The sequence below is a fragment of the Pseudonocardia sp. GCM10023141 genome (assembly GCF_042653605.1).
Genome location: NZ_JBHSIR010000035.1, coordinates 362,532 through 385,040, shown reverse-complemented (window position 1 = coordinate 385,040; position 22,509 = coordinate 362,532). Strand labels below are relative to the sequence as shown.

General features: G+C 71.8%; 28 protein-coding genes. 15 read left to right on the top strand and 13 right to left on the bottom strand.

Annotated features, from left to right (window positions below):
* The 5 genes from ACFPFQ_RS22155 to ACFPFQ_RS22135 all read right to left on the bottom strand — a co-directional run.
* Positions 1-337, bottom strand: a 337-nt coding sequence (locus tag ACFPFQ_RS22155) for an HNH endonuclease signature motif containing protein (RefSeq protein WP_379621773.1), incomplete at its 3' end; no start/stop codon positions are given.
* Complete coding sequence (locus ACFPFQ_RS22150; RefSeq protein ID WP_379621771.1) at positions 334-702, bottom strand: DUF222 domain-containing protein; 369 nt, start codon at positions 700-702, stop codon at positions 334-336. The genes ACFPFQ_RS22150 and ACFPFQ_RS22155, both read right to left, overlap by 4 nt.
* Entirely contained in the window at positions 699-1,112 is a 414-nt protein-coding gene (locus ACFPFQ_RS22145; protein WP_379621769.1) for a hypothetical protein, read from the bottom strand. Before ACFPFQ_RS22145 ends, ACFPFQ_RS22150 begins: the two co-directional genes overlap by 4 nt.
* A gap of 421 nt (positions 1,113-1,533) precedes the next feature.
* On the bottom strand, positions 1,534-3,723 hold the full coding sequence (locus ACFPFQ_RS22140) for a terpene synthase family protein (protein WP_379621767.1): 2,190 nt from the start codon (positions 3,721-3,723) through the stop codon (positions 1,534-1,536).
* A gap of 28 nt (positions 3,724-3,751) precedes the next feature.
* Complete coding sequence (locus ACFPFQ_RS22135) at positions 3,752-4,372, bottom strand: hypothetical protein (RefSeq protein ID WP_379621765.1); 621 nt, start codon at positions 4,370-4,372, stop codon at positions 3,752-3,754.
* Between the two features lie 429 nt (positions 4,373-4,801).
* On the opposite strand from ACFPFQ_RS22135, the gene ACFPFQ_RS22130 reads away from it, so the two are divergent.
* The 5 genes from ACFPFQ_RS22130 to ispH all read left to right on the top strand — a co-directional run bounded on the left by ACFPFQ_RS22130 (position 4,802) and on the right by ispH (position 11,076).
* Positions 4,802-5,968, top strand: a complete 1,167-nt coding sequence (locus ACFPFQ_RS22130) for a hypothetical protein (protein WP_379621763.1) — start codon at positions 4,802-4,804, stop codon at positions 5,966-5,968.
* Between the two features lie 289 nt (positions 5,969-6,257).
* Positions 6,258-7,673 carry a family 2B encapsulin nanocompartment shell protein gene (locus ACFPFQ_RS22125; protein ID WP_379621761.1) on the top strand — a complete coding sequence of 472 codons (1,416 nt, stop codon included), beginning with the start codon at positions 6,258-6,260 and terminating at the stop codon, positions 7,671-7,673.
* A gap of 1 nt (position 7,674) precedes the next feature.
* Complete coding sequence (locus ACFPFQ_RS22120) at positions 7,675-9,075, top strand: family 2B encapsulin nanocompartment shell protein (RefSeq protein WP_379621759.1); 1,401 nt, start codon at positions 7,675-7,677, stop codon at positions 9,073-9,075.
* 32 nt (positions 9,076-9,107) lie between these two features.
* Positions 9,108-10,148 carry a family 2 encapsulin nanocompartment cargo protein polyprenyl transferase gene (locus ACFPFQ_RS22115; protein ID WP_379621807.1) on the top strand — a complete coding sequence of 347 codons (1,041 nt, stop codon included), beginning with the start codon at positions 9,108-9,110 and terminating at the stop codon, positions 10,146-10,148.
* Positions 10,138-11,076: a 4-hydroxy-3-methylbut-2-enyl diphosphate reductase gene (gene ispH / locus ACFPFQ_RS22110; RefSeq protein ID WP_379621757.1), complete on the top strand. Its 939-nt coding sequence runs from the start codon at positions 10,138-10,140 to the stop codon at positions 11,074-11,076. The genes ACFPFQ_RS22115 and ispH overlap by 11 nt, the downstream gene beginning before the upstream one ends.
* A gap of 283 nt (positions 11,077-11,359) precedes the next feature.
* On the opposite strand, the gene ACFPFQ_RS22105 is transcribed toward ispH, so the two are convergent.
* Together ACFPFQ_RS22105 and ACFPFQ_RS22100 are read right to left on the bottom strand one after the other, a co-directional pair.
* The gene (locus tag ACFPFQ_RS22105) at positions 11,360-11,938 is read right to left on the bottom strand and encodes a hypothetical protein (RefSeq protein WP_379621755.1); all 579 of its coding nucleotides are present in this window, start codon (positions 11,936-11,938) and stop codon (positions 11,360-11,362) included.
* 229 nt (positions 11,939-12,167) lie between these two features.
* Complete coding sequence (locus ACFPFQ_RS22100) at positions 12,168-12,308, bottom strand: hypothetical protein (RefSeq protein ID WP_379621753.1); 141 nt, start codon at positions 12,306-12,308, stop codon at positions 12,168-12,170.
* Between ACFPFQ_RS22100 and ACFPFQ_RS22095 the strand changes: the two genes are divergently transcribed.
* The 4 genes from ACFPFQ_RS22095 (at position 12,292) to ACFPFQ_RS22080 (ending at position 14,527) form a co-directional block, all read left to right on the top strand.
* The gene (locus ACFPFQ_RS22095) at positions 12,292-12,612 is read left to right on the top strand and encodes a TetR family transcriptional regulator C-terminal domain-containing protein (protein WP_379621805.1); all 321 of its coding nucleotides are present in this window, start codon (positions 12,292-12,294) and stop codon (positions 12,610-12,612) included. The genes ACFPFQ_RS22100 and ACFPFQ_RS22095 overlap by 17 nt on opposite strands.
* A 30-nt stretch (positions 12,613-12,642) precedes the next feature.
* Positions 12,643-12,885: a hypothetical protein gene (locus ACFPFQ_RS22090; protein ID WP_379621751.1), complete on the top strand. Its 243-nt coding sequence runs from the start codon at positions 12,643-12,645 to the stop codon at positions 12,883-12,885.
* Between the two features lie 135 nt (positions 12,886-13,020).
* Entirely contained in the window at positions 13,021-13,950 is a 930-nt protein-coding gene (locus tag ACFPFQ_RS22085) for a hypothetical protein (protein ID WP_379621749.1), read from the top strand.
* A gap of 82 nt (positions 13,951-14,032) precedes the next feature.
* Positions 14,033-14,527 (top strand): bifunctional nuclease family protein, encoded by a 495-nt coding sequence (locus ACFPFQ_RS22080; RefSeq protein WP_379621747.1) that lies wholly within the window; start codon positions 14,033-14,035, stop codon positions 14,525-14,527.
* A 61-nt stretch (positions 14,528-14,588) separates the two neighbouring features.
* On the opposite strand, the gene ACFPFQ_RS22075 is transcribed toward ACFPFQ_RS22080, so the two are convergent.
* Complete coding sequence (locus ACFPFQ_RS22075) at positions 14,589-15,353, bottom strand: hypothetical protein (protein ID WP_379621745.1); 765 nt, start codon at positions 15,351-15,353, stop codon at positions 14,589-14,591.
* 208 nt (positions 15,354-15,561) lie between these two features.
* Between ACFPFQ_RS22075 and ACFPFQ_RS22070 the strand changes: the two genes are divergently transcribed.
* Positions 15,562-16,248, top strand: a complete 687-nt coding sequence (locus ACFPFQ_RS22070) for a lysoplasmalogenase (RefSeq protein ID WP_379621743.1) — start codon at positions 15,562-15,564, stop codon at positions 16,246-16,248.
* A gap of 91 nt (positions 16,249-16,339) precedes the next feature.
* Here ACFPFQ_RS22070 and ACFPFQ_RS22065 read toward each other — a convergent pair whose 3' ends face one another.
* Positions 16,340-17,209, bottom strand: a complete 870-nt coding sequence (locus tag ACFPFQ_RS22065; protein ID WP_379621741.1) for an endonuclease domain-containing protein — start codon at positions 17,207-17,209, stop codon at positions 16,340-16,342.
* A 252-nt stretch (positions 17,210-17,461) separates the two neighbouring features.
* Here ACFPFQ_RS22065 and ACFPFQ_RS22060 point away from each other — a divergent pair, with 252 nt between their 5' ends.
* Entirely contained in the window at positions 17,462-18,490 is a 1,029-nt protein-coding gene (locus ACFPFQ_RS22060; protein WP_379621739.1) for a PQQ-dependent sugar dehydrogenase, read from the top strand.
* A gap of 59 nt (positions 18,491-18,549) precedes the next feature.
* On the top strand, positions 18,550-18,987 hold the full coding sequence (locus ACFPFQ_RS22055) for an MmcQ/YjbR family DNA-binding protein (protein ID WP_379621736.1): 438 nt from the start codon (positions 18,550-18,552) through the stop codon (positions 18,985-18,987).
* Positions 18,988-19,083: 96 nt separating this feature from the next.
* Here ACFPFQ_RS22055 and ACFPFQ_RS22050 read toward each other — a convergent pair whose 3' ends face one another.
* A complete protein-coding gene (locus tag ACFPFQ_RS22050; RefSeq protein ID WP_379621733.1) occupies positions 19,084-19,419 on the bottom strand; it encodes a YciI family protein in 336 nt (111 codons plus the stop codon).
* A 115-nt stretch (positions 19,420-19,534) separates the two neighbouring features.
* Between ACFPFQ_RS22050 and ACFPFQ_RS22045 the strand changes: the two genes are divergently transcribed.
* The 3 genes from ACFPFQ_RS22045 to ACFPFQ_RS22035 are packed head-to-tail and all read left to right on the top strand — an operon-like array spanning position 19,535 to position 20,198.
* Positions 19,535-19,870: an ArsR/SmtB family transcription factor gene (locus ACFPFQ_RS22045; protein ID WP_379621731.1), complete on the top strand. Its 336-nt coding sequence runs from the start codon at positions 19,535-19,537 to the stop codon at positions 19,868-19,870.
* Entirely contained in the window at positions 19,870-19,995 is a 126-nt protein-coding gene (locus tag ACFPFQ_RS22040; protein WP_379621729.1) for a hypothetical protein, read from the top strand. The genes ACFPFQ_RS22045 and ACFPFQ_RS22040 overlap by 1 nt, the downstream gene beginning before the upstream one ends.
* The gene (locus ACFPFQ_RS22035) at positions 19,992-20,198 is read left to right on the top strand and encodes a hypothetical protein (RefSeq protein WP_379621727.1); all 207 of its coding nucleotides are present in this window, start codon (positions 19,992-19,994) and stop codon (positions 20,196-20,198) included. Before ACFPFQ_RS22040 ends, ACFPFQ_RS22035 begins: the two co-directional genes overlap by 4 nt.
* A gap of 29 nt (positions 20,199-20,227) precedes the next feature.
* Here ACFPFQ_RS22035 and ACFPFQ_RS22030 read toward each other — a convergent pair whose 3' ends face one another.
* The 3 genes from ACFPFQ_RS22030 to ACFPFQ_RS22020 are packed head-to-tail and all read right to left on the bottom strand — an operon-like array spanning position 20,228 to position 22,387.
* Positions 20,228-21,079, bottom strand: coding sequence for an EamA family transporter (locus ACFPFQ_RS22030; protein WP_379621725.1), 852 nt, complete (start codon positions 21,077-21,079; stop codon positions 20,228-20,230).
* A gap of 3 nt (positions 21,080-21,082) precedes the next feature.
* On the bottom strand, positions 21,083-22,192 hold the full coding sequence (locus ACFPFQ_RS22025) for a calcium:proton antiporter (RefSeq protein WP_379621723.1): 1,110 nt from the start codon (positions 22,190-22,192) through the stop codon (positions 21,083-21,085).
* A gap of 42 nt (positions 22,193-22,234) precedes the next feature.
* On the bottom strand, positions 22,235-22,387 hold the full coding sequence (locus ACFPFQ_RS22020) for a hypothetical protein (RefSeq protein WP_379621721.1): 153 nt from the start codon (positions 22,385-22,387) through the stop codon (positions 22,235-22,237).
* Between the last annotated feature and the right edge of the window lie 122 nt (positions 22,388-22,509).

The following is a 22,509-nucleotide window of genomic DNA, read 5'->3' as shown; positions in this document are numbered from 1 at the left end:
CCACCGCGCCCTCCAACGCATCATCAACCAAGATCAACCGACGGCGGCTTGACACAGGGCAACTCATGCCGCGCGCCGCAGGTGGGTGGCCGGGTTTCGGCGCGGGACCTGTTCGGGGGTCGATCCACGCGGGTGGGATGAACCCGGGTAGCCCGTCGCGGATCTGGATGATCCACTCGCTGTCGTGTTGCAGCCGATGATGCGCCTTGCAGAGCAGGACGCAGTTGTCGAGGCTGGTCGGTCCGCCGTGTTCCCAGTACTGAATGTGGTGCCCGTCGCACCAGGAGGGTGGTCGGTCGCGGCCGGGCCAGGCGCACCCTTGGTCGCGGATGATCAACGCTTGCGGATGGCATCCGGGATGGTGCGGGTGGAGCGGCCGATGTCGAGCAACTGGCTGGATCCACCCAGGACGGTGGGGATGATCCCGGAGTCGCAGGCCAGCATCCGGAGCTCTTTGGCGGTGAGTGCACCGCCGAACTCGAGCACCGCCCCGCGGGCCCGGTTCTCCAGGTCCTCCAACGCGACGGTGACGTTCACGTGCGGTCGGTGCCCGCCTCGCTGCGGGACGTCGCCGCGGTCGAGGACGAACCCGCAGATATCGGCCAGCGCATCGGCCTGACGCTGCCCGATCGTGCGGAGGTCTTCCTTGCCGAGGGGCTTGGACTTGGCGTCGAGCAGTGCGGCGATGGTGGCGAACTTCAATGCGCAGCGGTCCTCGCGAGTCCGGCTTCGACGACCGCGAGGTCGTCAGGGCTGGCCCGCGACGCGGCCGAGCTGGCGGGTAACAGCGCCGGCAGCTCGGCGCCATCAAGCGCAACGCGCGGGCAGACCTGCTCCACGGCGACGGTATGGCGTCGGGCCTCAGCCCATTCGAACCCGAGCTGATCGACCAGTGCCCGGTTCACCGACTTGTAGCCACGCGCGACGAACGCGCCCCGCCGCTGCAGCTCGGCCACGGTGTCGACCGTCAACACGGTCAGCTGCCGCCCGACCCCTGCACTGACCCGCAGCGCGGCGAGCCGCTCGTCATCACTGCCGTTCTCGACCACGGATCGCAGCGCAACGGTCGCCTCGCGAAGGAGGCGGTGCGCATCGGCGACCGTGCTGGACATACCCACATCATACTCGAACGAATGTTCGGTCGATGGTGTTTCGAGTGGTATTTCTGCAGCTCAGAGCTGTTGTGCGTGTCGTGTCGGCCGTGCGCGCGCAGCGCGCACGCCGGGTGCAGAGTTCCCTCCCGGAGATCTGCTCCGCCGGTGAGGCGGCACGAAAGCCGGGCACGCCACCCAACCGCACCCGACCGGCGGCAAAGCCGGGGCACGCCACCCAACGCGACCCGAACGACCCGTACATCCACGCACCCCGCCGACCCCAACTCGCGGGCCAGTCCATCCCAACTCGCGGGCCGATCCGTCGCAACTCGCGGGCCGATCCATCCCAACTCGCGGGCCGATCCGTCGCAACTCGCGGGCCGATCCACCCCAACTCGCGGGGCCATCCGTCCGAACTCGCGCACGGCCCGAGCCACCCCTACCGCGCCATCACCGCCAACCGCACCGCCGACGTCCCGAACCCGGTGGGCAGCAGCCCGGCCGGTGTCCGCATCCGCTCCAGCTCTGCCGGGGTGTAGCGGATGCACTTGCGGTGCCACTCGAGGATCCCCGACATCCACTCCTTGAGGTCATCGGCGTGGCGGGTCAGGATCGCGCGGGCCTCCTCGTCGAGCTGTGCCTCCTCGAACAGCGCCGGTAGCCCGGTGGCGACGATGTGCTCGAACTGCTCCATGCGGGCCCGCATCAGGTCGGCGACGACGTCGCGCGCGACGATGCGGTCGACGCCGAGGAAGTGCTCCACCACCAGGACCATGTTGTGGATCTCGCCGTCGTACTGCACCTCCTTCTGGTAGGAGAACAGGTCGTTGGTGAACGCGGCGTAGTCCTGCGCGGCGGTCTCCAGCTCCCGCATCACGCGTGTCTGGTAGATCTCGGGCGCCACGGAGTTCGCGTGCGGTAGGCGGGTGAGGCTCGCGGTCAGGTCGGCGCCGAAGGTCCGGCGCCGCATCTCGATGTAGTCGACGGGGTCGGGGATGCGGTGCTGCGCGTCGTTGGCGAGCTCCCACAGCCAGCTCGACGTCATGTCCTCGACAGCCACCCGGAACTGCGCGCGGGCACTCGCCGGGAGCGGTCCGGCGGTGCGCCGCCAGAGATCCTCGAGCCCGCGCTCCATCGGGTTGAGCGGATCGGGCACCGCGGCGCCGACGTCGAGCGGCATGAACAGCGACAGCCGGTCGTTGGCCAGTTTCGCCGCCACCAGGTCGCGCCGGGTTCCGAAGATCAGCGGGAAGTAGTCGTCGGCGTAGGTGCCCCAGGCCAGCCAGTCGGACGAGACCTGCAGTTCCGGCACGCTCGCGTCGGCGTGGATCATCGCGGCGCAGTGGGCGAAGTCGAACCCGACGAACCGGCGCTCGTCCCAGACCCCGCCGGCCTCGACGCCCGGTACCGAGTCGAAGAAGCCGACGCTGCGCGCCCAGCCCACCGCGTAGTGGCGGATCTCGTCGAGGTGTGGGCTCGTCCGGATCGGATACGGCATGTACAGCTCGGGCAGCGGCAACTGTCCGACCGGCACGAACGAGGCGTGCGTGTAGGAGCGCGCCCGCACGGCCAGCCCGGGGGAGCGGGCCGCTGAGGTGCCCAACCCGGTGGGGCCGCCCAGCGCCGAGGTCGCCGCGGCGCCCTCGTTCATGTACCGGCTCGACCGCGCGTGCCACTCGTGCCCGCCCGCCTGCCAGTCCTGCAGCCCCTTGACGTACGCGGCGACGCCGAGAGCCTCGTGCGGCAGCACCGCGTTCTCCACGAGCAGTGCCGGGACCTCGATGATCGCGGTGTTCTCGAACTGGTGCAGCCGCGAGGTGAGCTGGTCGTTGACGAGCTCGGCGGCCTCCTGCGTCGGGATGTCGAAGAACCGCTCGAACACCAGCACGGCGTTGGAGTTCTCGCCCTCCTCCTGCACCTCCCGCTGGTAGGAGAACAGGTCGTTGCGCAGGTGCACGGCGTCGGAGAACGTGTCGGACAGGACGCGCATCGGCCGGGTCGACGCGACGCTGTCGGGGATCTCGGCGCCGACGGCCACCTCGACGAGGTTCGCCGACCACGGCGCCCCGCCCACGCGGCGGCGCATCTGGACGTACTCGATGGGGTTGGCGATGCGACCGCGGTCGATGTTGTCGAGTTCCCACATCGACTCGACCATGAGGTTGTGCGTGCTGGTGACGAAGCGCTGCCGCCAGCCGTCCGACATCGTGGGCACCGTGCGGGCCCAGAGGTCGGCGAGCCCGAGCTCGGCCGGGCTCGTCGGCTCGGGTGGTGAGCCCGTCATGAACAGCTCGAGGCGGTCGAGGTAGGCCTGCGCTCCCCGCATGTCGTGGGAGTACTTGAAGTGCTCGAGGAAGTGGTCGTCGAAGAAGAACACCCACACGTACCAGTCGGTGATCAGGTCGAGCATCGCGCCGTCGCAGTCGGGGTGCGTGTAGGCGCACATCAGCCCGTAGTCCATGCGGGCCAGCCGGTCGTCGTCCCAGACGAGGTCGCCGCCCGGGGTGGCCGCGTCGAGCATGCCCATGTCCCGCGCCCACGCTGCGCTGTGCGTGCGGGCGCGTTCCAGGTTCGGGTTGATCCGGGCCGGATGCGGCAGGTAGAAGGCGGGCAGTGTGAAGGCCTGCAAGGGAGTTCCTTCCGAACGGGTGGATCGACTACTGGGCCGGCTGCATCTGGTCGAGCGCCTCACCGAACGCGTCGGGACCGACGCCGAACAGGCCGTCCAACGGGTGGGTCAGCTGGATCGAGAGGAAGATCGTGGTGCCGACCATGAACGCGAGCATCCCCAGCACGGCCAGGTTCGTCGGCCGGGCGCTGATGCCCACGAGCAGCGGGAACGCGACCATCAGGACGGCCGCGACGATGGTGGCGCCCAGCAGCACGTCGTTGAACGGGTCGCTGCTGGTGGCGAGGTCGACCCGCGACCGGTGGTTCTCGTCGACCACGCGCATGTCGGACAGCCCGTTCTCCCGGGTGTACTGCGAGACGGTGTCGGTCACCGGCAGTGCCGCGAAATCGTCGCGCACGGTGGCGATGATCTCGGCGGTGCGCGGGTCGGCCTCGCCCTGCGCGAGCAGGCCCCATTCCGTGTCCGACACCCGCGCCGCGTAGCTGCGCAACTGGGCCTGCACGGCGCTGCGATCGGGCTCGGGCATGTACTGGGCCTGCCGGTACGCGTCGATCAGCGCGTTGGACTCGGTGTCGGCGCTGCTGCCGATGTCGGCACCGAGCTGCCAGGCGAAAACGATGTAGAAGGCCAGCACAACGGTGAACAATGCACCGATGATTCCGCCGACGAAGGATACGGAGTCGGAATCGGAATCGCCGGCGGACACGGGCTCACGACGACCTCGAAAGAATCCGATAGCGACGATCAACAAGGTGGGCAGGGCGACGAACAGGACGACGTCGAATACCACGTCGGATGCCCCCGGTCAGAATTCGCGGAACGTGTGGATGGTCGAATGCAGGACGTCAAGTTAGGTCACGGCCGCGCGCCCGGTGAAGCCACCGCCGCCGCGGTTCGCCGGATGGAGTGAACCGACACCAGCGGGGTTACCCGGCGGCAGCGGACGGTATAGGAACTTGCATCCGACGGTCCCGACGCGGCGCCCGTTAGTAGTTGATCATTGATCGCCGCTGCGCGGTGTCAACCCACCGTGACCCCGCCAGCGGGTATGACACGACCGATTGTGGGGCTCCATGTGAGGCACAGGACGCGAACGCTCGCGATCCTCATCGTCGCTCTCACCCTCGTCCTGATCGCCGCTCCGGGATGGGCCGCGGGCGCGACCCCGCGCGGGGCGAAGATCACCGTGACGACGGCCGTGACGCCGGGGCGGACCTGGGCGGGTGCGGCGGTGGTGCAGTCCGCGCAGGTCACGAACGTCGGTGCGACTGACGCCGTCCTGATCGCCGTCGAGCTCGATCCCCGGCTGCGCTGCCGGCGGCAGACCAGCCTGCCCGTGCCCGGAGTGCTGCGGCCGGGCGAGACCCTCGTCGCCTCCTGCCAGGGCAGAGCGCCGCTGTTCGACGCGAACCTCGTCGCGTTCGCGTGGGGCATCCGGCCGTCCGGGGTGGGGCTGCTGCGTGACCATGCGTTCACGACGCTGGAGATCCTCGCCCCGCCCGTGCCGGCCCCGGTGCCACCCGCACCGGTCCCCGCTCCGGTCGTCCCCGCTCCGGTCGTCCCACCGCCGGCGCCGGTCGCGCCCCTGCCCTCGCCGCTGCCCCCACCTGCGCCCCTGCCGTCCCCGCCGCCCCTGCCGGCCCCGGTGAAACCGCCGTCACCTGCACCTTTGTCGCCACCTGCGCTCCGGACTTCACCTGCGCCCCCGCCTGCGCCGGCTCCGCGGCCCATGCCCGTCTCCCCACCTGCGGCACGCCCGGCGCCACCCGTGCCCGCGCCGATTCCAGCGCCGATTCCAGCGCCGATACCCGCACCCCAGCCACCACCCACTCCACAGGCGGCGGCCCCGCCGGTGACGCGCGCGGTCCCCGCCCCGCCAGTTGCAGCTGCCCCGCCGGTCGCCCCCGCCGCACCCGTCGCTCCTGCGCCGGTGGTGGTGCCGCCACCGCCCGCCGCGCCTGCTCCGGTCCCGGCTCCCGCACCAACTGCGGCGCCGGCCCCTCGACCTGCGCCGTTGGTCGCGCCGCGACCCGTTCCGCAGGCGCTGCCGGAGCCGGCCGCGACGCCGCCGCCGGCTCCCGCGCCGCAGGCGCCGCTGCCGCCGCGTCCGGCCGTGGTCGCCAAGGTCAAGGCCGGGCCACTGGCCTCGCCCGTGCGCACCGCCGCGGTCATCGGCGTGCTCAGCGCGCTCGTCATGACCGTGAGCGTCGGGGCGATCCTCGCGGTGCTCCGGATCCGATGATCATGAATTCCGCACGGGAATTGTCGATCAAGAAATCGGACGCATTCGGCGCACTTGCATATCAACCGCAGGTGACTCTCCGATCCATCGGCCCCTTTCGTGTACTTGCCCGGCCGCAACGAATGGGTACGGTGAACACGGTCAGCAACTGACCAATCACGCGATGCGCCTCGCGTCGTCCGGTCCGCACAATTCGGGCATTCCGCCAGGAGCCCCGGCGGACAATTGTGGACGCCGCGCATCGCCCGGTAATCGACCTCTCCCGATATTCCCGAATTGGTGGTGTGTGGTGACTGTGACCGATCCGATCGGCTCAATCGTCGACGAGGTGGCGCAGCGGACGAGCCTGGACACCGCGGCGGCGCGGAACCTGGCGACGACGACGAAATCCGTTCCGCAGATGCAGGGCATCACCTCGCGGTGGTTGTTGCGCATGCTGGAGTGGGTGCAGGCCGACGGCGGCGTGTTCCGGGTCAACCGGCGGTTGAGCTACACCGTCGGGGACGGCCGGGTCGAGTTCGTGACCACCGGCACGCAGGTGCGGGTCATCGCGCGGGAGCTGGGCGAGCTGCACCTGCTGCGCGGCTTCGACGACGAGCCGGTGCTGCGGGCGCTGGCGGACCGGTTCGTCCAGCGCGAGTTCGCGCCGGGCGACGTGCTGGTGGAGGCCGGCTCCGTGGCCGACGAGACGTTCCTCGTGGCGCACGGCAAGCTCAACAAGATCGGTTCCGGCAAGTACGGCACCGAGACGATCATCGGCGTGATGGCCGACGGTGACCACTTCGGTGACGGGATGCTCGCCGACGCCAGCGGCGAGTGGCCCTACACCGTCAAGGCCGTGACGCCCTGCACGGTGCTGAGCCTCTCGCGGCAGGCGTTCGAGGAGATGAACGGCAACGCCGGTGGGTTGCGCGCCCACATCCAGCACCGGCTCGCGAGCACCGACCGCCCGCAGAACGCCGCCGGTGAGGCCGCCGTCGACGTCGCGTCCGGTCTGGACGGCGAGTACGAGCTGCCCAGGGCGTTCGTCGACTACGACACGAGCCCGCGCGAGTACGAGCTGAGCGTGGCGCAGACCGTGCTGCGCGTGCACAGCCGCGTCTCCGATCTCTACAACAAGCCGATGAACCAGACCGAGCAGCAGTTGCGGCTGACGATCGAGGAGCTCCGCGAGCGCCAGGAGCACGAGCTGGTCAACAACCCCGACTTCGGGCTGCTGCACAACGCCGACCTGCCCAACCGGCTCCACGCCCGTACCGGACCGCCCACCCCCGACGACTTCGACGAGCTGCTCTCGGTGGTCTGGAAGGACCCCGGCTTCTTCCTCGCGCACCCGCGGACCATCGCCGCGTTCGGGCGGGAGTGCTCCAAGCGCGGCATCTACCCGCAGGCCATCGACATGATGGGGCACCAGGTGCCGGCGTGGCGCGGCATCCCGGTGCTCCCGTGCAACAAGATCCCGATGAGCGCCGCCCGCACCAGCTCGGTGCTGCTGATGCGCACCGGCATGGAGAACCAGGGCGTCGTCGGCCTGCACCAGACCGGGCTGCCCGACGAGTACCAGCCCGGGCTCAACGTCCGCTTCATGGGCATCGACGAGCGGGCCGTCATCTCCTACCTCGTCAGCGCGTACTACTCGGCCGCCGTGATGGTGCCCGACGCGCTGGCGATCCTGGAGAACGTCGAGATCGCGCGCGAGGACTGAGATGACCCTCTCCGACGAGCAGGTCGACACGGCGGGCGCGCCGAAGACCAGCCTGGGCACCGCCGCCGCCCGCAACCTCTCGACCACCACCAAGTCCGCCCCGCAGATGCAGGGCATCTCCCCGCGCTGGCTGCTGCGCAAGCTCGCGTGGGTGGAGGTCGACAGCGGCACCTACCGCGTCAACCGGCGGCTGACCCACGTGGTCGGCGACGGTCGCATCGAGTACATCCAGACCGGCTCCGCGGTGCAGGTGATCCCCGACGAGCTCGGCGAGCTGCCCGCGCTGCGGACGTTCACCGACACCGCCGCGCTCACCGCGCTGTCGCAGCGCTTCGAGCAGCGGTCGCTGGCGGCGGGGCAGGTGCTGGCCGAGTTCGGCAACCCCGTCGACGAGATCGTGCTCGTCGTCCACGGCAAGATCAGCAAGCTCGGTACCGGCCCGTACGGCGACGTCACGACGCTGGGCATGCTCGGCGACGGCGACCAGCTGGGCTCCCAGCTGCTCAGCGACCGCGCCAGCATGTGGGAGTACACGGCCAAGGCCGTGACGCCCTGCATCGTGCTCGTGCTCGGCCGGGGCGCGCTCGAGGAGTTCCTCGCCTGGACGCCCGCGCTGCGCGAGCACCTCGAGCAGGGTTCCACTGAGCCGGAGCCCAGCGGCAACAAGTACGGCGAGGCACCCGTCGACATCGCCGCAGGCCATGCCGGTGAGGCCGTGCTGCCCAGCACCTACGTCGCTTACGACGCGGCCCCCCGCGAGTACGAGATGAGCGTCGCGCAGACCACCCTGCGCGTGCACACCCGCGTCGCCGACCTGTTCAGCAAGCCGATGGACCAGACGCAGCAGCAGTTGCGCCTCACCGTCGAGGAGCTGCTGGAGCGGCAGGAGGACGACCTGCTCAACAACCCGGACTTCGGGTTGCTGCACAACGTCGCGTTCTCGCAGCGCATCCAGACCCGCACCGGCCCGCCCGGCCCCGACGACATGGACGAGCTGCTCAGCCGCCGTCGCAGCACCGCGTTCTTCCTCGCCCACCCGAAGGCGATCGCCGCGTTCCGGCGCGAGTGCACCAGCCGGGGCCTCTACCCGGCCGACGTCGACGTCGACGGGAAGCAGCACACGGCGTGGCGCGGCGTGCCGGTGCTGCCGTCGAACAAGATCCCGATCAGCCCGGAGGGCACCAGCTCGATCCTCGCGATGCGCATCGGCGAGGACTCGTCGGGCGTGGTGGGCCTGCGCCCGGGGACGCTGCCCGACCAGCACGCGCCGGGACTCAACGTCCGGTTCACCGGCATCGACGACCGTGCCGTGATGTCGTACCTGGTCAGCAGCTACTACTCGGCCGCGGTGCTCGTGCCCGACGCGCTGGGTGTGCTCGAGAACGTCGAGCTCGGGCGATGACCACGATGGACACCGAGCAGCGCACGACCGGGATGTTGGGCACGACCGGGACGTCGAGGTGGCCTGCCGCCCGGCAGGTCGCCGCCGACGTGCTCGACGCCTGCAAGCGGGAGGTGGAGCCGGCGATGCGCGCCGCGGTCGACACGCTCCCCGACCCGGTGCGCCACATCGCGGGCTACCACCTGGGTTGGTGGGAACCCGACGGGCGGCCGTCGCAGGTGGGCGGGGGCAAGGCGATCCGGCCCGCGCTGACGCTGACGGCCGCCGCCGGCGTCGGCGGTGCCACCGGGGTGGCGGTGCCCGCCGCGGTTGCCGTCGAGCTGGTGCACAACTTCTCGCTGCTCCACGACGACGTGATGGACCGGGACACGACCCGGCGCCACCGCCCGACGGCCTGGTCGGTGTTCGGGGCATCGCCCGCGATCCTGGCGGGCGACGCGCTGCTGACGCTCGCGATGGACGTGCTCGCGGCGAGCCCGGCGGGCCGCTCGGGTGTGCGCGTGCTCAGCGCCGCGGTGCAGGAGCTGGTGGACGGGCAGATCGCCGACCTGGACTTCGAGCAGCGCAGTGACGTCGGGATCCCCGAGTGCCTGCACATGGCCGAGTGCAAGACCGGTGCGCTGCTCGGCGCGGCCTGCGCGCTCGGCGCGGCGGCTGGCGGTGGCAGCCCGGCGCAGGTTCAGGAGCTCGACCGGTTCGGCCGGGACCTGGGCGTCGCGTTCCAGTTCGTCGACGACCTGCTCGGCATCTGGGGCGATCCGGCGACCACCGGCAAGCCCGTGCGCAACGACCTGCGCTGCCGCAAGAAGTCACTGCCGGTCGTGGCGGCGCTGCGGTCGGGGACGCCCGCGGCGCGCGAGCTGGACCTGCTCTACCACCGCAAGCAGCAGTTCTCCGACGCCGAGCTCGAGCACGTCGCCGGGCTCGTCGAGCTGGCCGGCGGGCGCGCGTGGAGCAAGGAGCGCGCCGCGGCGCTGCTCGCGGGCGCGCTGAGCAGGCTGGGCACGGCGGCCCCCGGCGCGGACGCGCAGCTGCGCGCGCTCGCCGAGACGATGGTGCGTCGTGACCGGTGAGGGGCCCGCCCGCACCGTGCTGCTGGCCGCGCCCCGATCGTTCTGTGCGGGCGTGGAGCGGGCGATCGCCGCGGTCGAGCAACTGCTCGACGAGCACGGCGGCCCGATCTACGTGCGCCGCCAGATCGTGCACAACACCCACGTCGTGGCCGAGCTGGAGGCGCGCGGCGCGGTGTTCGTCGAGGAGCTCGAGGCCGTGCCGGAGGGTGCCGCGGTGGTGTTCGCCGCGCACGGCGTCGCACCCGAGGTGTGGCGGCAGGCCGCCGAGCGCGACCTGGAGGTGACCGACGCGACCTGCCCGCTGGTGGCGAAGGTGCACGCGGAGGCGCGCCGCTTCGCCCAGCGGGGCGACACGGTGATCCTCGTCGGGCACGCCGGGCACGAGGAGACCGTCGGCACGCTGGGCGAGGTGCCGCAGCAGACCGTGCTGGTGGAGTCGGTCGCCGACGTCGAAGCGCTGGTGGTGGCCGATCCGGAGCGGGTGTCCTACCTGACGCAGACGACGCTGTCGGTGGCCGAGGCCGCGGAGATCGTCACGGCGTTGCGGGCGCGGTTCCCGGCGTTGCGGGGCCCGGCGTCCGACGACATCTGCTACGCCACCACCAACCGTCAGCTCGCGCTCGCGGCGATCACCGACGAGGCCGACCTCGTGCTGGTGGTGGGCTCGCGCAACTCGTCGAACTCGGTGCGCCTCGTGGAGCTGGCGCGCCGCCGCGACACCCCGGCGCACCTCGTGGAGGACGCGGGGGAGATCCGCGACGAGTGGCTGACGGGGGTGCGGGTGATCGGGTTGACTGCCGGGGCGTCGGCCCCGCCTGCGCTGGTGGACGACGTGGTGAGCGCGCTGCGGCGCCGGGGCCCGCTGACCGTCGAGGAGCGGGTGGTGGCCAGGGAGAGCGTGCGTTTCCAGCCGGCGGTGCGCGCCTGACGGGGACCGGGAGGTGTCAGTTCCGGTCGACCTCCATGGTCTCGTCGATCGTGCTGACGGCCAGCAGCGCGCTCCCGCTGTGCTCCTCGCGCCGCTCCGCCAGCACCCCGACCGCGACGGCAGCTCCGGGGTGCTGCCGTCGGCGGCCCAGGTGACCTGCTGCCCGAACTCCCGGTCGGTGCTCGACGGACGAGCAGTCCGCTACCCGTTAGGGGATCCGGGCCCCGGAACGCAGAAACCCCCGGCACCGGTGGGTGGCGGGGGCTTCTGACTGCCTGAGGGATCAGGAGAAGTGGTGGTGCGACCAGGAGTTGAACGAGTCCTGGATGTGGCTGACGCTGTGCTGCGAGTCGTCGACCCAGGTGTTGCCCGAGTTCTCGGTGTGGGTGTGCTCGTGGGAGCTGTTGTCGCTCCAGTCGTTGTTCGAGTTGTGGGCCGAGTTGTCGACCCAGCTGTTACCCGAGTTGTGCGCCGAGTTGTCGGTCCAGGTGTTGTCGACGTTGTGCAGCGAGTTGTCGGAGTTGTCGACCGACGTGGAGCCGCTGCCCGTGTTGAACGCGCCGCCGTCGCCGACGGTGACCGCACCGGTGTGGGTGCTGGTGGCGTCGCCGTCGCCGAAGCTCGTGGTGTTGCCGTTGCCGTTGACGACGTGGTTGTTGGCGCCGACGACGTTGCCGTTGCCCGAGACGTTGCCGTTGCCGAGGATGTTGCCGCTGCCCGAGACGATCGTGGAGCCGGTGATCGCACCACCGGAGGCAACCGAACCGTCGCCCGCAGCCTTCACCGCGTGGTTGTCCACGTTCTGGGTGACGTGGACGGGGCGCTCGTGGTGGTTGTTGTGGTGCTGGTGGTGGTTCGTCAAGTTCTTCTCCGTCGATGGTGGGGAACGGGCCGACGGGGTGGGCCGGCCGCTGTGATCAAAAGTTAGGCCGGGGGGTGCGGGGGGCCATCGGGGATCGGCCCGGGTTCTCAACACGCTCCGTTTGGGGATCGGGGATCCTTCCCCCATAGGGGGTCGCCTGGGATCCGATCGGGTGAACGACCGCGGTGCTCCTGGCCTGCAGCGAACGACCCTGGGCGACGGAGTGTCACTACGGCGTCGTCGTGCTCGGCGCTCCGGGGCTCTCGGGATCCGCCAGGTGGATGCTGCGCAACGGCCGCGCCATGAGGTCGTGCACCAGCGGGGCGAAGTGCTCGGGCGGCTGGGTGTCGTAGATCGCGACCGAGTTCACGCTCTACTCCATCCGCAACCCGGACGCCGCCCGCGCGCTCGCGGCGGAGCTGCTCCGCGGGCTCTACGCACGCGTCGGGGTCGAGCCCGACGTCGACCTGGACGACCTCGCCCGCCTGGTCATCGCGGTGGTCGAAGGCGCGCGGACGCAGAGCTACGTCGAGCCCGACGTGCTTGCGCCGGGCCGGTTGGAGCAGCAGTTCCGGCCCCGGATCCTGCGTGGCCTCGCTGCCGGAACCTCAGGTCTGCCCCAAGTTCCTGGACCGCCGTCCGATCCCGGCCCTACCGTCGAAACCGCTCGCTGACGGGGCGTGCGGTTCGAGGAGGCATCGGCGATGGCTACGACGGTCGACACCCAGCTCAGTGCCCGTGACGTCGCGATACTGCGCGAGGTGGCGGGCGGGCGGGCCGAGTTCCTGCTCAGCGCCCTCTACCTGGAGGGCCGCTGCTGCTGCGACCAGGCCGCCGCGCTGCGGCTCGTCCAGGACGGGCTGATCGCACCGGTGTCCGACGGTGTCGCGGCCGGGCGCGTGCCGGCCCGGCTCACCGCGACCGGGATGCAGGCGCTCACGCCGTAGTCGCCCGCTCCGGGCGAATGGGAGGATCTTCCGAAGGCACGCATCGCCCGTCCGGGAGGTGCCGTGCCGGGACCCGGGGGAACCTCGCACGTGATCGGTCATCGAGCAGCACGGCTACTGGGCAGCGTCCTGATCGTGGGCTCCGCACTCGTCGGCTGTGCCACCGCGATCCCGGGCACCCCGGGCTCGGAACCGCCGCCGCCCGCCGTCACCACGAAGCCGGTGCAACCGCTGGTCGCGGCGCTGCGCAGCCTGGGATACGACTGCGGGCAGGCGGCGCAGGCTCCGGTGCCGGTCTGGCAGTGCTTCGCGACGGGCGACGGCGGCGTGCAGTTCAGCGTCGCGGTCCAGGCGCGTGCCGACGCCACCACCGGAGGGCTGCTGGTGTCCGGATCGCCCCCGGAGGGCGGCGGTGGCGCCACCGGTGGTCCCGTGCCCAAGCCCGCCACCGACGCCCTGATCTCCAGGTTGCTCCCGCAGGTGCTCGCCGAACCGCAGCTCGCCGGCGCGACGGAGTGGGTACGCATCTCGTCGGACCGGAGCGTGCCGGTGCCCGGGCTGCACATGAGCTACGGGCAGACCTACGGCAACGGTGCCAAGTTCGAGCTGCTCACCGCCGACAGCGCGACGCTGCAGGTGCAGGATCCGGCGCAGGCGAGCGCCAGGACGATGGCCGGTGTCGCCGTCCCCGCGCTCCAGGGGTTCGGGCAGGGCAACGGGATGGCGTGCGACACGAGCTCCAGGGGCTCGCTGAGCTGCGCGGACAAGGCCACCTACCTGCGGTCGATGAGCGTCACGCCCGGCCGCTCCGGCGGGGTCGACCTGGCCACGTTCACGCTGCGCACCGGTGACCGGGCGCAGGCCGTCGCGCTGTTCACCGCGTTCGCCACGGTCGTCTCCGCCGACGGCGCCGCCGACACCGCAGAGTGGCTGCGGCGCCGGGTCGGCGCCGACGGGGAGTTCTCGACGGCGGCCCCCGGCGGCGTCCGGTTCACGGTGCGGGTGGCCCGCTCGGCCGGGCTGGACCCCGAATACCGGATCCTGGCCGCACCCGTCCTGTTCTGAGATCCGAACCCGTTCGGGGCGCAGGTGTCTCAAGTTTCACCACATCCGCTCGTTCCGTCGCCCGGTGCCCCACACTGTCGCGATGCAGGCGATGCGAGTGCTGCGACTGGTCACCCATGCCCGGACCCGGCAGCCGGTGCTGCTGCTCGGCGAGGTCGATGGCGAACGCTGCGTCCCGATCTTCCTGCGCCGCCCGCAGGCCGACGTGATCGCGATCGGGCCGCGTGACGACAGCGTGCCGGGCATGACGCAGGACCTGCTCGTGCCCGTCGTGGCGCAGCTCGGGCACCCGCTCGTCGGCGTCGAGATCACGGCACTCGTCGAGGGGGCCTACTCCGCGGAGCTGGTGTTCGAGTCCGGTACGCGCGTCGAGGCCCGGCCCAGCGACGTCCTCGCGCTCGCCGTGCGGGAGGGCCTGCCGATCGGCATGGCGGAGTCGATCCTGGACGAGGTGGGCCAGCCGATCGCGGAACTGTTCCCCGACGGCGGTGACTCGCCGCCGGAGGAGCAGATGAAGGAATTCCGGGAGTTCCTCGACGACGTCTCGCCGGAGGACTTCAGCAACCCGTCCTCGTAGTCCTGCAACCCGTTCGGGAGGGTCCGCGTCACATCGGGCGCGGTGAACGGGAGCAGGTCGATCAGGCGTGGGTGCCGGTGCTCCACAGCGCCTTGTTGCCCAGCCCGTAGACCACGGCGTTGCAGTCGTCCTGGACGCCGAGCCACGCGCCGGGGTTGCGGCCGGTGGCGGAGTCCCAGATCGGCTTGTTCGAGGCCGAGCTGAGCACGAGGTTGCCGTCACCCTGCATCTGCAGCCGGGCGCCGGGGTTGCCTGCCGTGCGCGAGCTCCAGAGGTTCCGGTCGCCCACGGTCAGATTGAGCACCACGTTGCCGTCGCCCTGCATGCCCAGGTAGCACTGGTGCGACCGCGAGCGCACGACGTCGCCCGGTTCCAGGACGCCGCCCGCGGCAAGCTTGCCCAGCAGCACGTGGCGTGACCACAGCGCGACGCCGGACGCCGAGTAGATCACCAGGTTGCCGTCGTTCTGCACGGCCAGCACGGCGCCGGGGTTGCCCCCGGTCTCGGTGTTGTACAGGGCCTTGCCGAGTGCGGAGTAGACCACCAGGTTGCCGTCGGTCTGCATCACCGTCTGCACGCCGACACCCTGCGTGCGCGTGCTCCAGGCGGCGACGCCGGGGGCGCTGTAGAGCACCAGGTTGCCGTCGCTCTGCTGCACCAGTGTGTAGCGCCCGTCGGCGGAGTGCACCGACTTGTTGGTTGTCAGCACGGTGCCGCCGGTGAGCACATCGGATCGGGCGGCGGGGGCGGCCGAGGCGACCGCGGGCAGCGCCGCCACCGATGCCAGCACCAGAACTGCGCCCAGCATCAACTTCCTGACCAGCACGGAGCTTCCTCTTTTCAAGAATCGTGAAAGGGGTGCCGAGCAGGCGGGGAGCGATCTCGGCGGCTCATCATGGACTCCTCGCGGATGCTGTTCAACTCGCTTAAGCGAGAATTGAAGAATGCCGAAGGGTTCATTGCGGGAGGTGACCGGGAGCGATGTGTCGATGACGCGGCGTGGTGGCCGATTGCGTATCGGGGACAATGTGGTCATGACCGGAAAGAACGCTGCCAACCGAGGGCGCTGGTGGGCCGCGTACAGCATCGCCGCCGCGGCCGACACGATCGCGGCTGGGGCGGGCCGGGCCCGGATCCGCCGGTTCACGAAGCCGGCGCTCATGCCGCTGCTGGCGGTGGCCGGCGGCGCGCCGCGGGTCGCCGTCCCGATCGCGGGCTCCTGGGTCGGTGACGTCGCGCTGATGACGAAGAGCGATGCCGGACTGCTCGGTGGGGTGGCGGGGTTCGCGGCAGCACACGTGGCCTACCTGCGCGAACTTCATCGGATACGGCCGCGGGCGGCTCGTCGGTCCCGTGTCGAGAGCGTGACCGCCGTGGGATTCGCCGCCACGACGGCCGTCGCGGGCGCGGCGATCTGGCCCCGGCTCGCCGACCGACCCGCACTGCGCCTTCCCGTGCTCGGCTACGCCTGCCTGGTGAGCGCGATGGGCCAGGCCGCCGTCGGGACCGGCACCCGGATCGGGGGCCCCGACGGCCGCCGCCTCGCGCTGGGCGGGGCCCTGTTCGTGGTGTCCGATGCGCTGGTGGCCACGTCGATGTTCGGCGGCGACCGGCGCCGAATGGTGGATGCGGCGGCGATGGCCACCTATACCGCCGCGCAGGGGCTGCTCACCCACGCACTTGTTGCGCGATCACGGACAATGGCTGAAGGTCAGCCTTGATGGTCGAGGTCATCGCGAAATCGACGCACGAGATCGACGCCATGGCGGAAAATGGGCCGGAAATCCGCCACCACGTCGATCTCGTGCGTGTTCAGCGGCCCAGCGCGCGCGTCAGGTCGGCGACGATGCGCGCCGGCTCGTTGTAGATGTCGTACTTCGTGTAGCGGTAGATCCGCCAACCCTGGTCGACGAGCCGGGTGTAGCGCCCGGCGTCGCGCAGGACCGCCTCGGGCGTGGTGTGGTCGCCGCCCTCGTACTCGATGGCGATGCGGTGCTCGGGGTAGGCGAGGTCGAGCCAGATCGCGCTGCGAGCCGCGGGATTCTGCACCACCCACTGCACCTCGGGACGGGGGAGCCCGGCGCGGGTGATGATCAGGCGCAGTCGCGTCTCCATCGGCGACCCCGCCCGACGATCGGCGTGCGCGAGCGCCTCGGCGACCCCGGCGTTGCCGCGGGTGCGCAGCCCGTGGGCGGCGTAGTGGAGCAGGACGTCGGGGAGGAACCCACCGCGGTTGGCGAGTGCGTCGATGGCGACGACGCGCTGCCCGAGGTCGCCGCGGCGGGCGAGGTCGTAGGCGGTGCGGAGGTGGTTGGTGACCGGGATGCCGGCGACGTGCGTGATCTCGCCAGGGGCGAGGTCGGTGCGGTGCAGGAGCAGGCCGGGATGGCTGCGCTGGCCACGGGGCGAGACGGTGATCTCCGGGAGGGCGTCGAGTGGTGCGCAGTCGGCGCGCAGCAGCACCGCTGCCGAGTAGCCGGACAGCACGCCGCGGCCGTCGAGGTAGCGGTGGGCGGCGACCGAGCGCAGGCGCAGGTTCGGCGGGGTGGCCGCGGCGCGGACGAACGTGTCGGGGTAGAGCCGCAGGTAGCCCGGACCGCGGAGTCGATGACGGGTCGACAGTCCCGCGGCGACGGCGGCGGAGCCACGGAACGCGGTGGGCCAGCCCGGCACGTCGTCCACGCCGAAAGCATGACCGGCGGCGCGCCGCGGCGGGCCCGTTTCGGAAATCACGCACGAGATCGACGCCATGGCGGAAATCGGGCCGGATTTTCGGCACCACGTCGATCTCGTGCGTGGCGCGTCGCTGCACTGCCGGCTCACGGCGACGGCGCTAGCGTTCCCGGTGTGCGCACACTTGCCCGGAGCCTCCCACTTGTCGCATTGCTGGTACTCGTCGCGTGCTCGGCGCCCGCACCGTCGTCCGCCGCCCCCGTGACATCGACCGCTCCGACCGCCGGTGGCGCCGAGGCCGTGCCGTCGGTGGCACCGCAGACCGCGCCGCGGGTGCTCGCGAGCGGGCTCGAGGTGCCGTGGGGGATCGCGTTCCGGCCCGACGGGTCCGCGCTGGTCACCGAGCGGATGTCGGCGCGCTTGCTGCGGGTGACCCCGGCCGGGGTCGTCACGCCCGTCGGCACCGTCGCAGGCGTCGTGCCCGCCGGTGAGGGTGGCCTGCTGGGCGTCGCGCTGTCCCCGGCGTACGCCACGGATCGTGCGGTCTACGTCTTCTACACCTCCGCCACCGACGACCGGGTCGTGCGCCTCACCGCCGCAGCCGACGGCACCGTCGACGGGGCCGCGCAGCAGGTGATCGTCTCCGGGATCCCGAAGGGTGCCATCCACAACGGCGGCGGGCTGGCGTTCGGCCCCGACGGTCTCCTCTACGTCTCGACGGGGGAGGCCGGCCGTCGCGGCCCGGCCCAGGACCTCGCCGACCTGGGCGGCAAGATCCTGCGGGTCACGCCCGCGGGTGCGCCGGCGCCGGGCAACCCGTTCGGCACGCTCGTCTACAGCTACGGCCATCGCAACGTCCAGGGCCTCGCGTTCGCCCCCGACGGCACGCTCTACGCGTCGGAGTTCGGGCAGGACACCTTCGACGAGGTCAACCGGATCACCGCCGGTGGGAACTACGGCTGGCCGACGGTGGAGGGCACCGTGCACCGCGACGGGTTCGTCGATCCGCTGGCGGCGTGGAAGACCAGCGACGCGTCGCCCAGCGGCATCGCGTTCGCCAAGGGATCGGTCTGGCTCGGGGCGCTGCGGGGCGCGCGGCTGTGGCAGGTGCCGGTGTCCGGCGCGGTCGCCGGGACGCCGGTGGCGTCGCTCGCCGCGCAGTTCGGCCGGTTGCGCGCCGTCGCGACCACTCCCGACGGTTCGGCGCTGTGGGTCTCCACCAGCAACCGCGACGGCCGGGGCTCGCCGGTGGCGCAGGACGACCGGATACTGGTGGTCCCCCTGAGCTGAACCCCGGAACTGTCAGCGGTGCCCGGTACCGTCGGCGGTAGTCGAGGGGGAGGTGCCGGGTGGACGAGCCGGGGGACGTTCCGTCCGCTGTCCTCGCGGCGCTGCGGGCGATCTGCCTGGGGCTGCCGGAGGTCCATGAGGAGCGGGCCTGGGTCGGGGTGCGGTGGATGGTGCGCAGGCGCACGTTCGCGCACGTGCTCCCGGTGGAGGAGGGCCGTCCGCAGGCCTACGCCCGCGCCGTGGGTGCCGACGGGCCGCTGGTGGTGATCACGTTCCGGTCCCCGGCCGCGGAGATCGCGGCGCTCGTCGAGTCCGGGCCGCCGTTCTTCTGGGCCGGGTGGGGACGCGACGTGATCGCCATGGTGCTGGGCGACGGGCCCGGTGGCGACCCGGTCGAATGGAGCGAGGTCGCCGAGCTGCTCACCGAGAGCTACTGCGTGTTGGCCCCGAAGAAGCTGGTGGCCAGGGTGGATCGGCCCGACGGCGCGCTCGCCTGATCCGCCGGGTGCGCGGTCAGCCGAGCGTGGCCGCCACCGCCGCGAGGATCTCTGCGGGTTCGCTGCGGGTGATCGCGCTGGGCGAGACGCAGGCCGTCACATCTCCAGGCCGGCCTGGAACATGACGGGCCGCACCTCCACGGTCGTGGCGGGAAGGTTCGCGGCGATCTCGAGCGCGCGTTCGCGGTGCTCGCAGTCGATCAGGTAGTAGCAGGCCAGGTACTCGGGGGCCGCGAGGTGGGGGCCGGTGGTCGCGTCGGCCCGCCCGTCGCGCACGCGGATCACCACGGTGCCGGCCGGAGCGGCCAGCGTCCCTGTCGTGATGAGCTCGCCGGACTCGATGACCGCGTCCACGAACCGGCCGTGTCCCGCGGTCAGCCGGCGGGCGTCCCACGTCTCGGGGGCCATGTGCAGTGCGAGCAGGAACTTCATGGCGACTCCTCGGGGTCGGATCCCTTCACCCGGGGGTCGTAGCCGAGGCCGGCTCCTCGACGTCCGGGGCGTATATTCCGTAACGCGTACATAGCCGAGTACGTATGTTCGGGGTGTGACGGAGGCGCTCTGGACGGCACTGGTCGACCCGAACCGGCGAGCACTGCTCGACGTGCTGCGGCGGCAGGCGAGCGCGGTGGGTGAGCTGGTCGACGCGCTGGGCATGAGCCAGCCGATGGCGTCCAAGCACCTGCGGGTGCTGCGCGACGCCGGGCTGGTGCTCGTGCAGGTGCAGGCGCAGCGGCGGATCTACTCGATCAACGCCGCCCGGCTGGCCGAGCTCGACGCCTGGATCGCGCCCTACCGCCACCTGTGGAACGACCGGCTCGACGCACTGGGCGCGCATCTCGATGCCCACCCCGGTGCCCACCCCGACCCGAAGGAGACGTGATGGACCGCGGAACGTACCTCGAGCACGACGGGCGGCCTGCCGTGCGCTTCCAGCGCACCAACCCGCATCCGATCGAGCGGGTGTGGGCGGCCGTGACCGACCCGGGCGAGCCGTGCTCACCATGATCGACGTGCTGGGCAGCCGCGACGAGACGGCCCGCAACGCCGCCGGGTGGAGCGTCTGCCTCGCCGAGCTCGACAAGGTCGTGGCGGGCGCCGCAGCCGACGGACCGCATGCCGATACCGCCGCCTGGGAGCCGTTCTACGACGCCTACGTCGCCGACGGCGTGCCGTCGGGAGCGCCGGTCCCGGGCCGTCCCCAGCCCTGACGCCCAGCCCTGACGCCCAGTGCGGTGGGTCACAGCGTGCTGATCACGATCGCCCCGGCCGCCACCACCGCAGCCGCGACGGCGCGGCGCGCGCCCAGCCGCTCGCCGAGGAACAGCGCGCCGAGCAGCGCGCCCACGACGATGCTGGTCTCCCGCAGCGCCGCGACGGCGGCCAGCGCGCCGCTCGTCTGCGCCCACAGCACGAGCCCGTAGGCCACCAGTGCCACCGCGCCGCCGGTCAGCCCGAGCAGGGCGTGCTGGCGCAGCTGCCCCGGCAGCGCGCGGCCGCGCCGGGCCAGCGCGATCAGCGGTAGCACCGGGCCGTGCAGCAGGAAGATCCACGCGGCGTAGGTGAGTACCGGGGCTGTGGTGACGCCGATCCCGTCCACCACGGTGTAGGCGGCGATGAGCAGGCCCGTGCCGAACGCCGCAGCCAGCGCGGGCAGCTGCGCGCGGTGCACGCCGCCGAGCAGTACCAGCAGGATCAGGCCCGCCGAGACGACGAGCACGCCGATCAGCTGCGCCACCGGCAACGGCCTGCCGAGCACGACGACGGAGACCAGCGCGACGACCCACGGCGACGTCCCCCGCGCCAGCGGGTAGACCTGGCTGAACTCGCCGAGCCGGTAGCTCGTCAGCAGCATCAGCTGGTAGCCCGCCTCCAGTGCCGCCGAGACGAGGACGTACGGCCACGCCTGCGGGGGCGGCGGCCCGGTCACCAGCGCCGCGGTGCCGGCGATGGCCGTGACGGCGATGCCGATCAGGGTGAAGCCGACGAGGCGGTCGCCGATGCCGTGGGCGACCGCGTTCCACGCCGCATGCAGCACCGCGGCGGCCAGCGTGACGGCGACGACGCCGGCACCGAGCCCTGGCGCGAACACGGGTCAAGGGTTGATCGCGAGGAACAGGAACGCCGCCAGCAGCACCAGGTGGATGCCGCCCTGCAGGCGGGTGGCGCGGCCGGGAACCACCGTCAGGACGCTCACGACGATGGTCAGCGCGAACAGCACCAGCTGCGTGGACCCGAGCCCGAGCAGCAGCGGCTGTGGCAGCCAGATCGTGGCGATCGCGATGGCCGGGATCGTCAGCCCGATGCTCGCCATCGCCGAGCCATAGGCGAGGTTGAGGCTGATCTGCACGCGCTCGCGACGGGCGGCGCGCACCGCGGCGAGCGTCTCCGGGGCCAGCACGAGCAGAGCGATCACGACGCCGACGAACGAGGGCGGGAAGCCCACTGCCTGCACGCCTGCCTCGATCGCGGGCGACTCGATCTTGGCGAGGCCGACCACCGCGACGAGCGCCACGAGCAGCAGCCCGAGGCTCGTCCAGGTGGCGCGGGTCGACGGCGGCGGGGCGTGCTCCTCACCCTCGGCGGGCTCGGCGGGCTCGACGGCCGGGCCCGCCGCGGTGACGGGCAGGAAGAAGTCGCGGTGGCGCACGGTCTGGGTGAACACGAACATGCCGTAGAGCGCCAGCGAGGCGATGGCCGCGAACGTCAGCTGCCCTGCGGAGAACTCCGGTCCGGGGGTGCTGGCCGTGAACGTCGGCAGCACGAGGCAGGTGGTGGCCAGCGTCGCGACCGTGGCCAGCGCCGCTCCGGTGCCCTCGGCGTGGAACAGCGTCATCCCGTAGCGCAGCGCGCCCACCAGCAGTGAGATACCGACGATGCCGTTGGCGGTGATCATGACGGCGGCGAAGACGGTGTCGCGGGCCAGCGACGCCGTCTCCGGCCCGCCCGAGACCATCAGCGTGACGATCAGCGCCACCTCGATGACCGTGACCGCGACGGCGAGCACGAGCGACCCGAACGGCTCGCCGACCTTGTGCGCCACCACCTCCGCGTGGTGCACCGCGGCGAGCACGGCGGCGGCCAGCACCACCGCCACGAGTACGACCAGCACCACGCCGAGCTGGGCGGTCCAGGTGGCCGCGAGCACCACGAGGGCGAGCGGGGGTACGACGGTGGTCCAGGACAGCGACGGGGAGCGGGCCATGCCGTCCACCCTGGCAGAAGGCGTTGCGCCGACGCGGTGGCGTCAGCGGATCGGGGAGCGCTGCGGCCAAGGGTAGGCCGGCAGCGGTGCCGGACCGTGGTTGCGCGTGCCGCGCTCGAGCGCGGCCTGCAGCGGCCAGAGCCGCAGCGCGACGTTGCGCAGGCGCAGCGTCGTGAGGGTGCGGGGGATGCGCATGCCCGCTGCGGGTGCGATGCCGCGCTGCGCCGTGTGACCAGCGGTCGCGGCCGGGACTCGTAGGCGGCGAACGCGATCCGGTGGTCGCCGCCCGCCGCGGCGAGCTCGTCCGCGAGCAGGTA

Excerpts from the sequence above, each read along its gene's own strand:
- ACFPFQ_RS22145 (WP_379621769.1), bottom strand. The coding sequence starts at position 1,112 with ATGTCCAGCACGGTCGCCGATGCGCACCGCCTCCTTCGCGAGGCGACC.
- ACFPFQ_RS22120 (WP_379621759.1), top strand. The coding sequence starts at position 7,675 with ATGACCCTCTCCGACGAGCAGGTCGACACGGCGGGCGCGCCGAAGACC.
- ACFPFQ_RS22115 (WP_379621807.1), top strand. The coding sequence starts at position 9,108 with ATGTTGGGCACGACCGGGACGTCGAGGTGGCCTGCCGCCCGGCAGGTC.
- ACFPFQ_RS22090 (WP_379621751.1), top strand. The coding sequence starts at position 12,643 with ATGGCTACGACGGTCGACACCCAGCTCAGTGCCCGTGACGTCGCGATA.
- ACFPFQ_RS22080 (WP_379621747.1), top strand. The coding sequence starts at position 14,033 with ATGCAGGCGATGCGAGTGCTGCGACTGGTCACCCATGCCCGGACCCGG.
- ACFPFQ_RS22070 (WP_379621743.1), top strand. The coding sequence starts at position 15,562 with ATGACCGGAAAGAACGCTGCCAACCGAGGGCGCTGGTGGGCCGCGTAC.
- ACFPFQ_RS22050 (WP_379621733.1), bottom strand. The coding sequence starts at position 19,419 with ATGAAGTTCCTGCTCGCACTGCACATGGCCCCCGAGACGTGGGACGCC.
- ACFPFQ_RS22040 (WP_379621729.1), top strand. The coding sequence starts at position 19,870 with ATGGACCGCGGAACGTACCTCGAGCACGACGGGCGGCCTGCCGTGCGC.
- ACFPFQ_RS22035 (WP_379621727.1), top strand. The coding sequence starts at position 19,992 with ATGATCGACGTGCTGGGCAGCCGCGACGAGACGGCCCGCAACGCCGCC.
- ACFPFQ_RS22025 (WP_379621723.1), bottom strand. The coding sequence starts at position 22,192 with ATGGCCCGCTCCCCGTCGCTGTCCTGGACCACCGTCGTACCCCCGCTC.
- ACFPFQ_RS22020 (WP_379621721.1), bottom strand. The coding sequence starts at position 22,387 with ATGCGCATCCCCCGCACCCTCACGACGCTGCGCCTGCGCAACGTCGCG.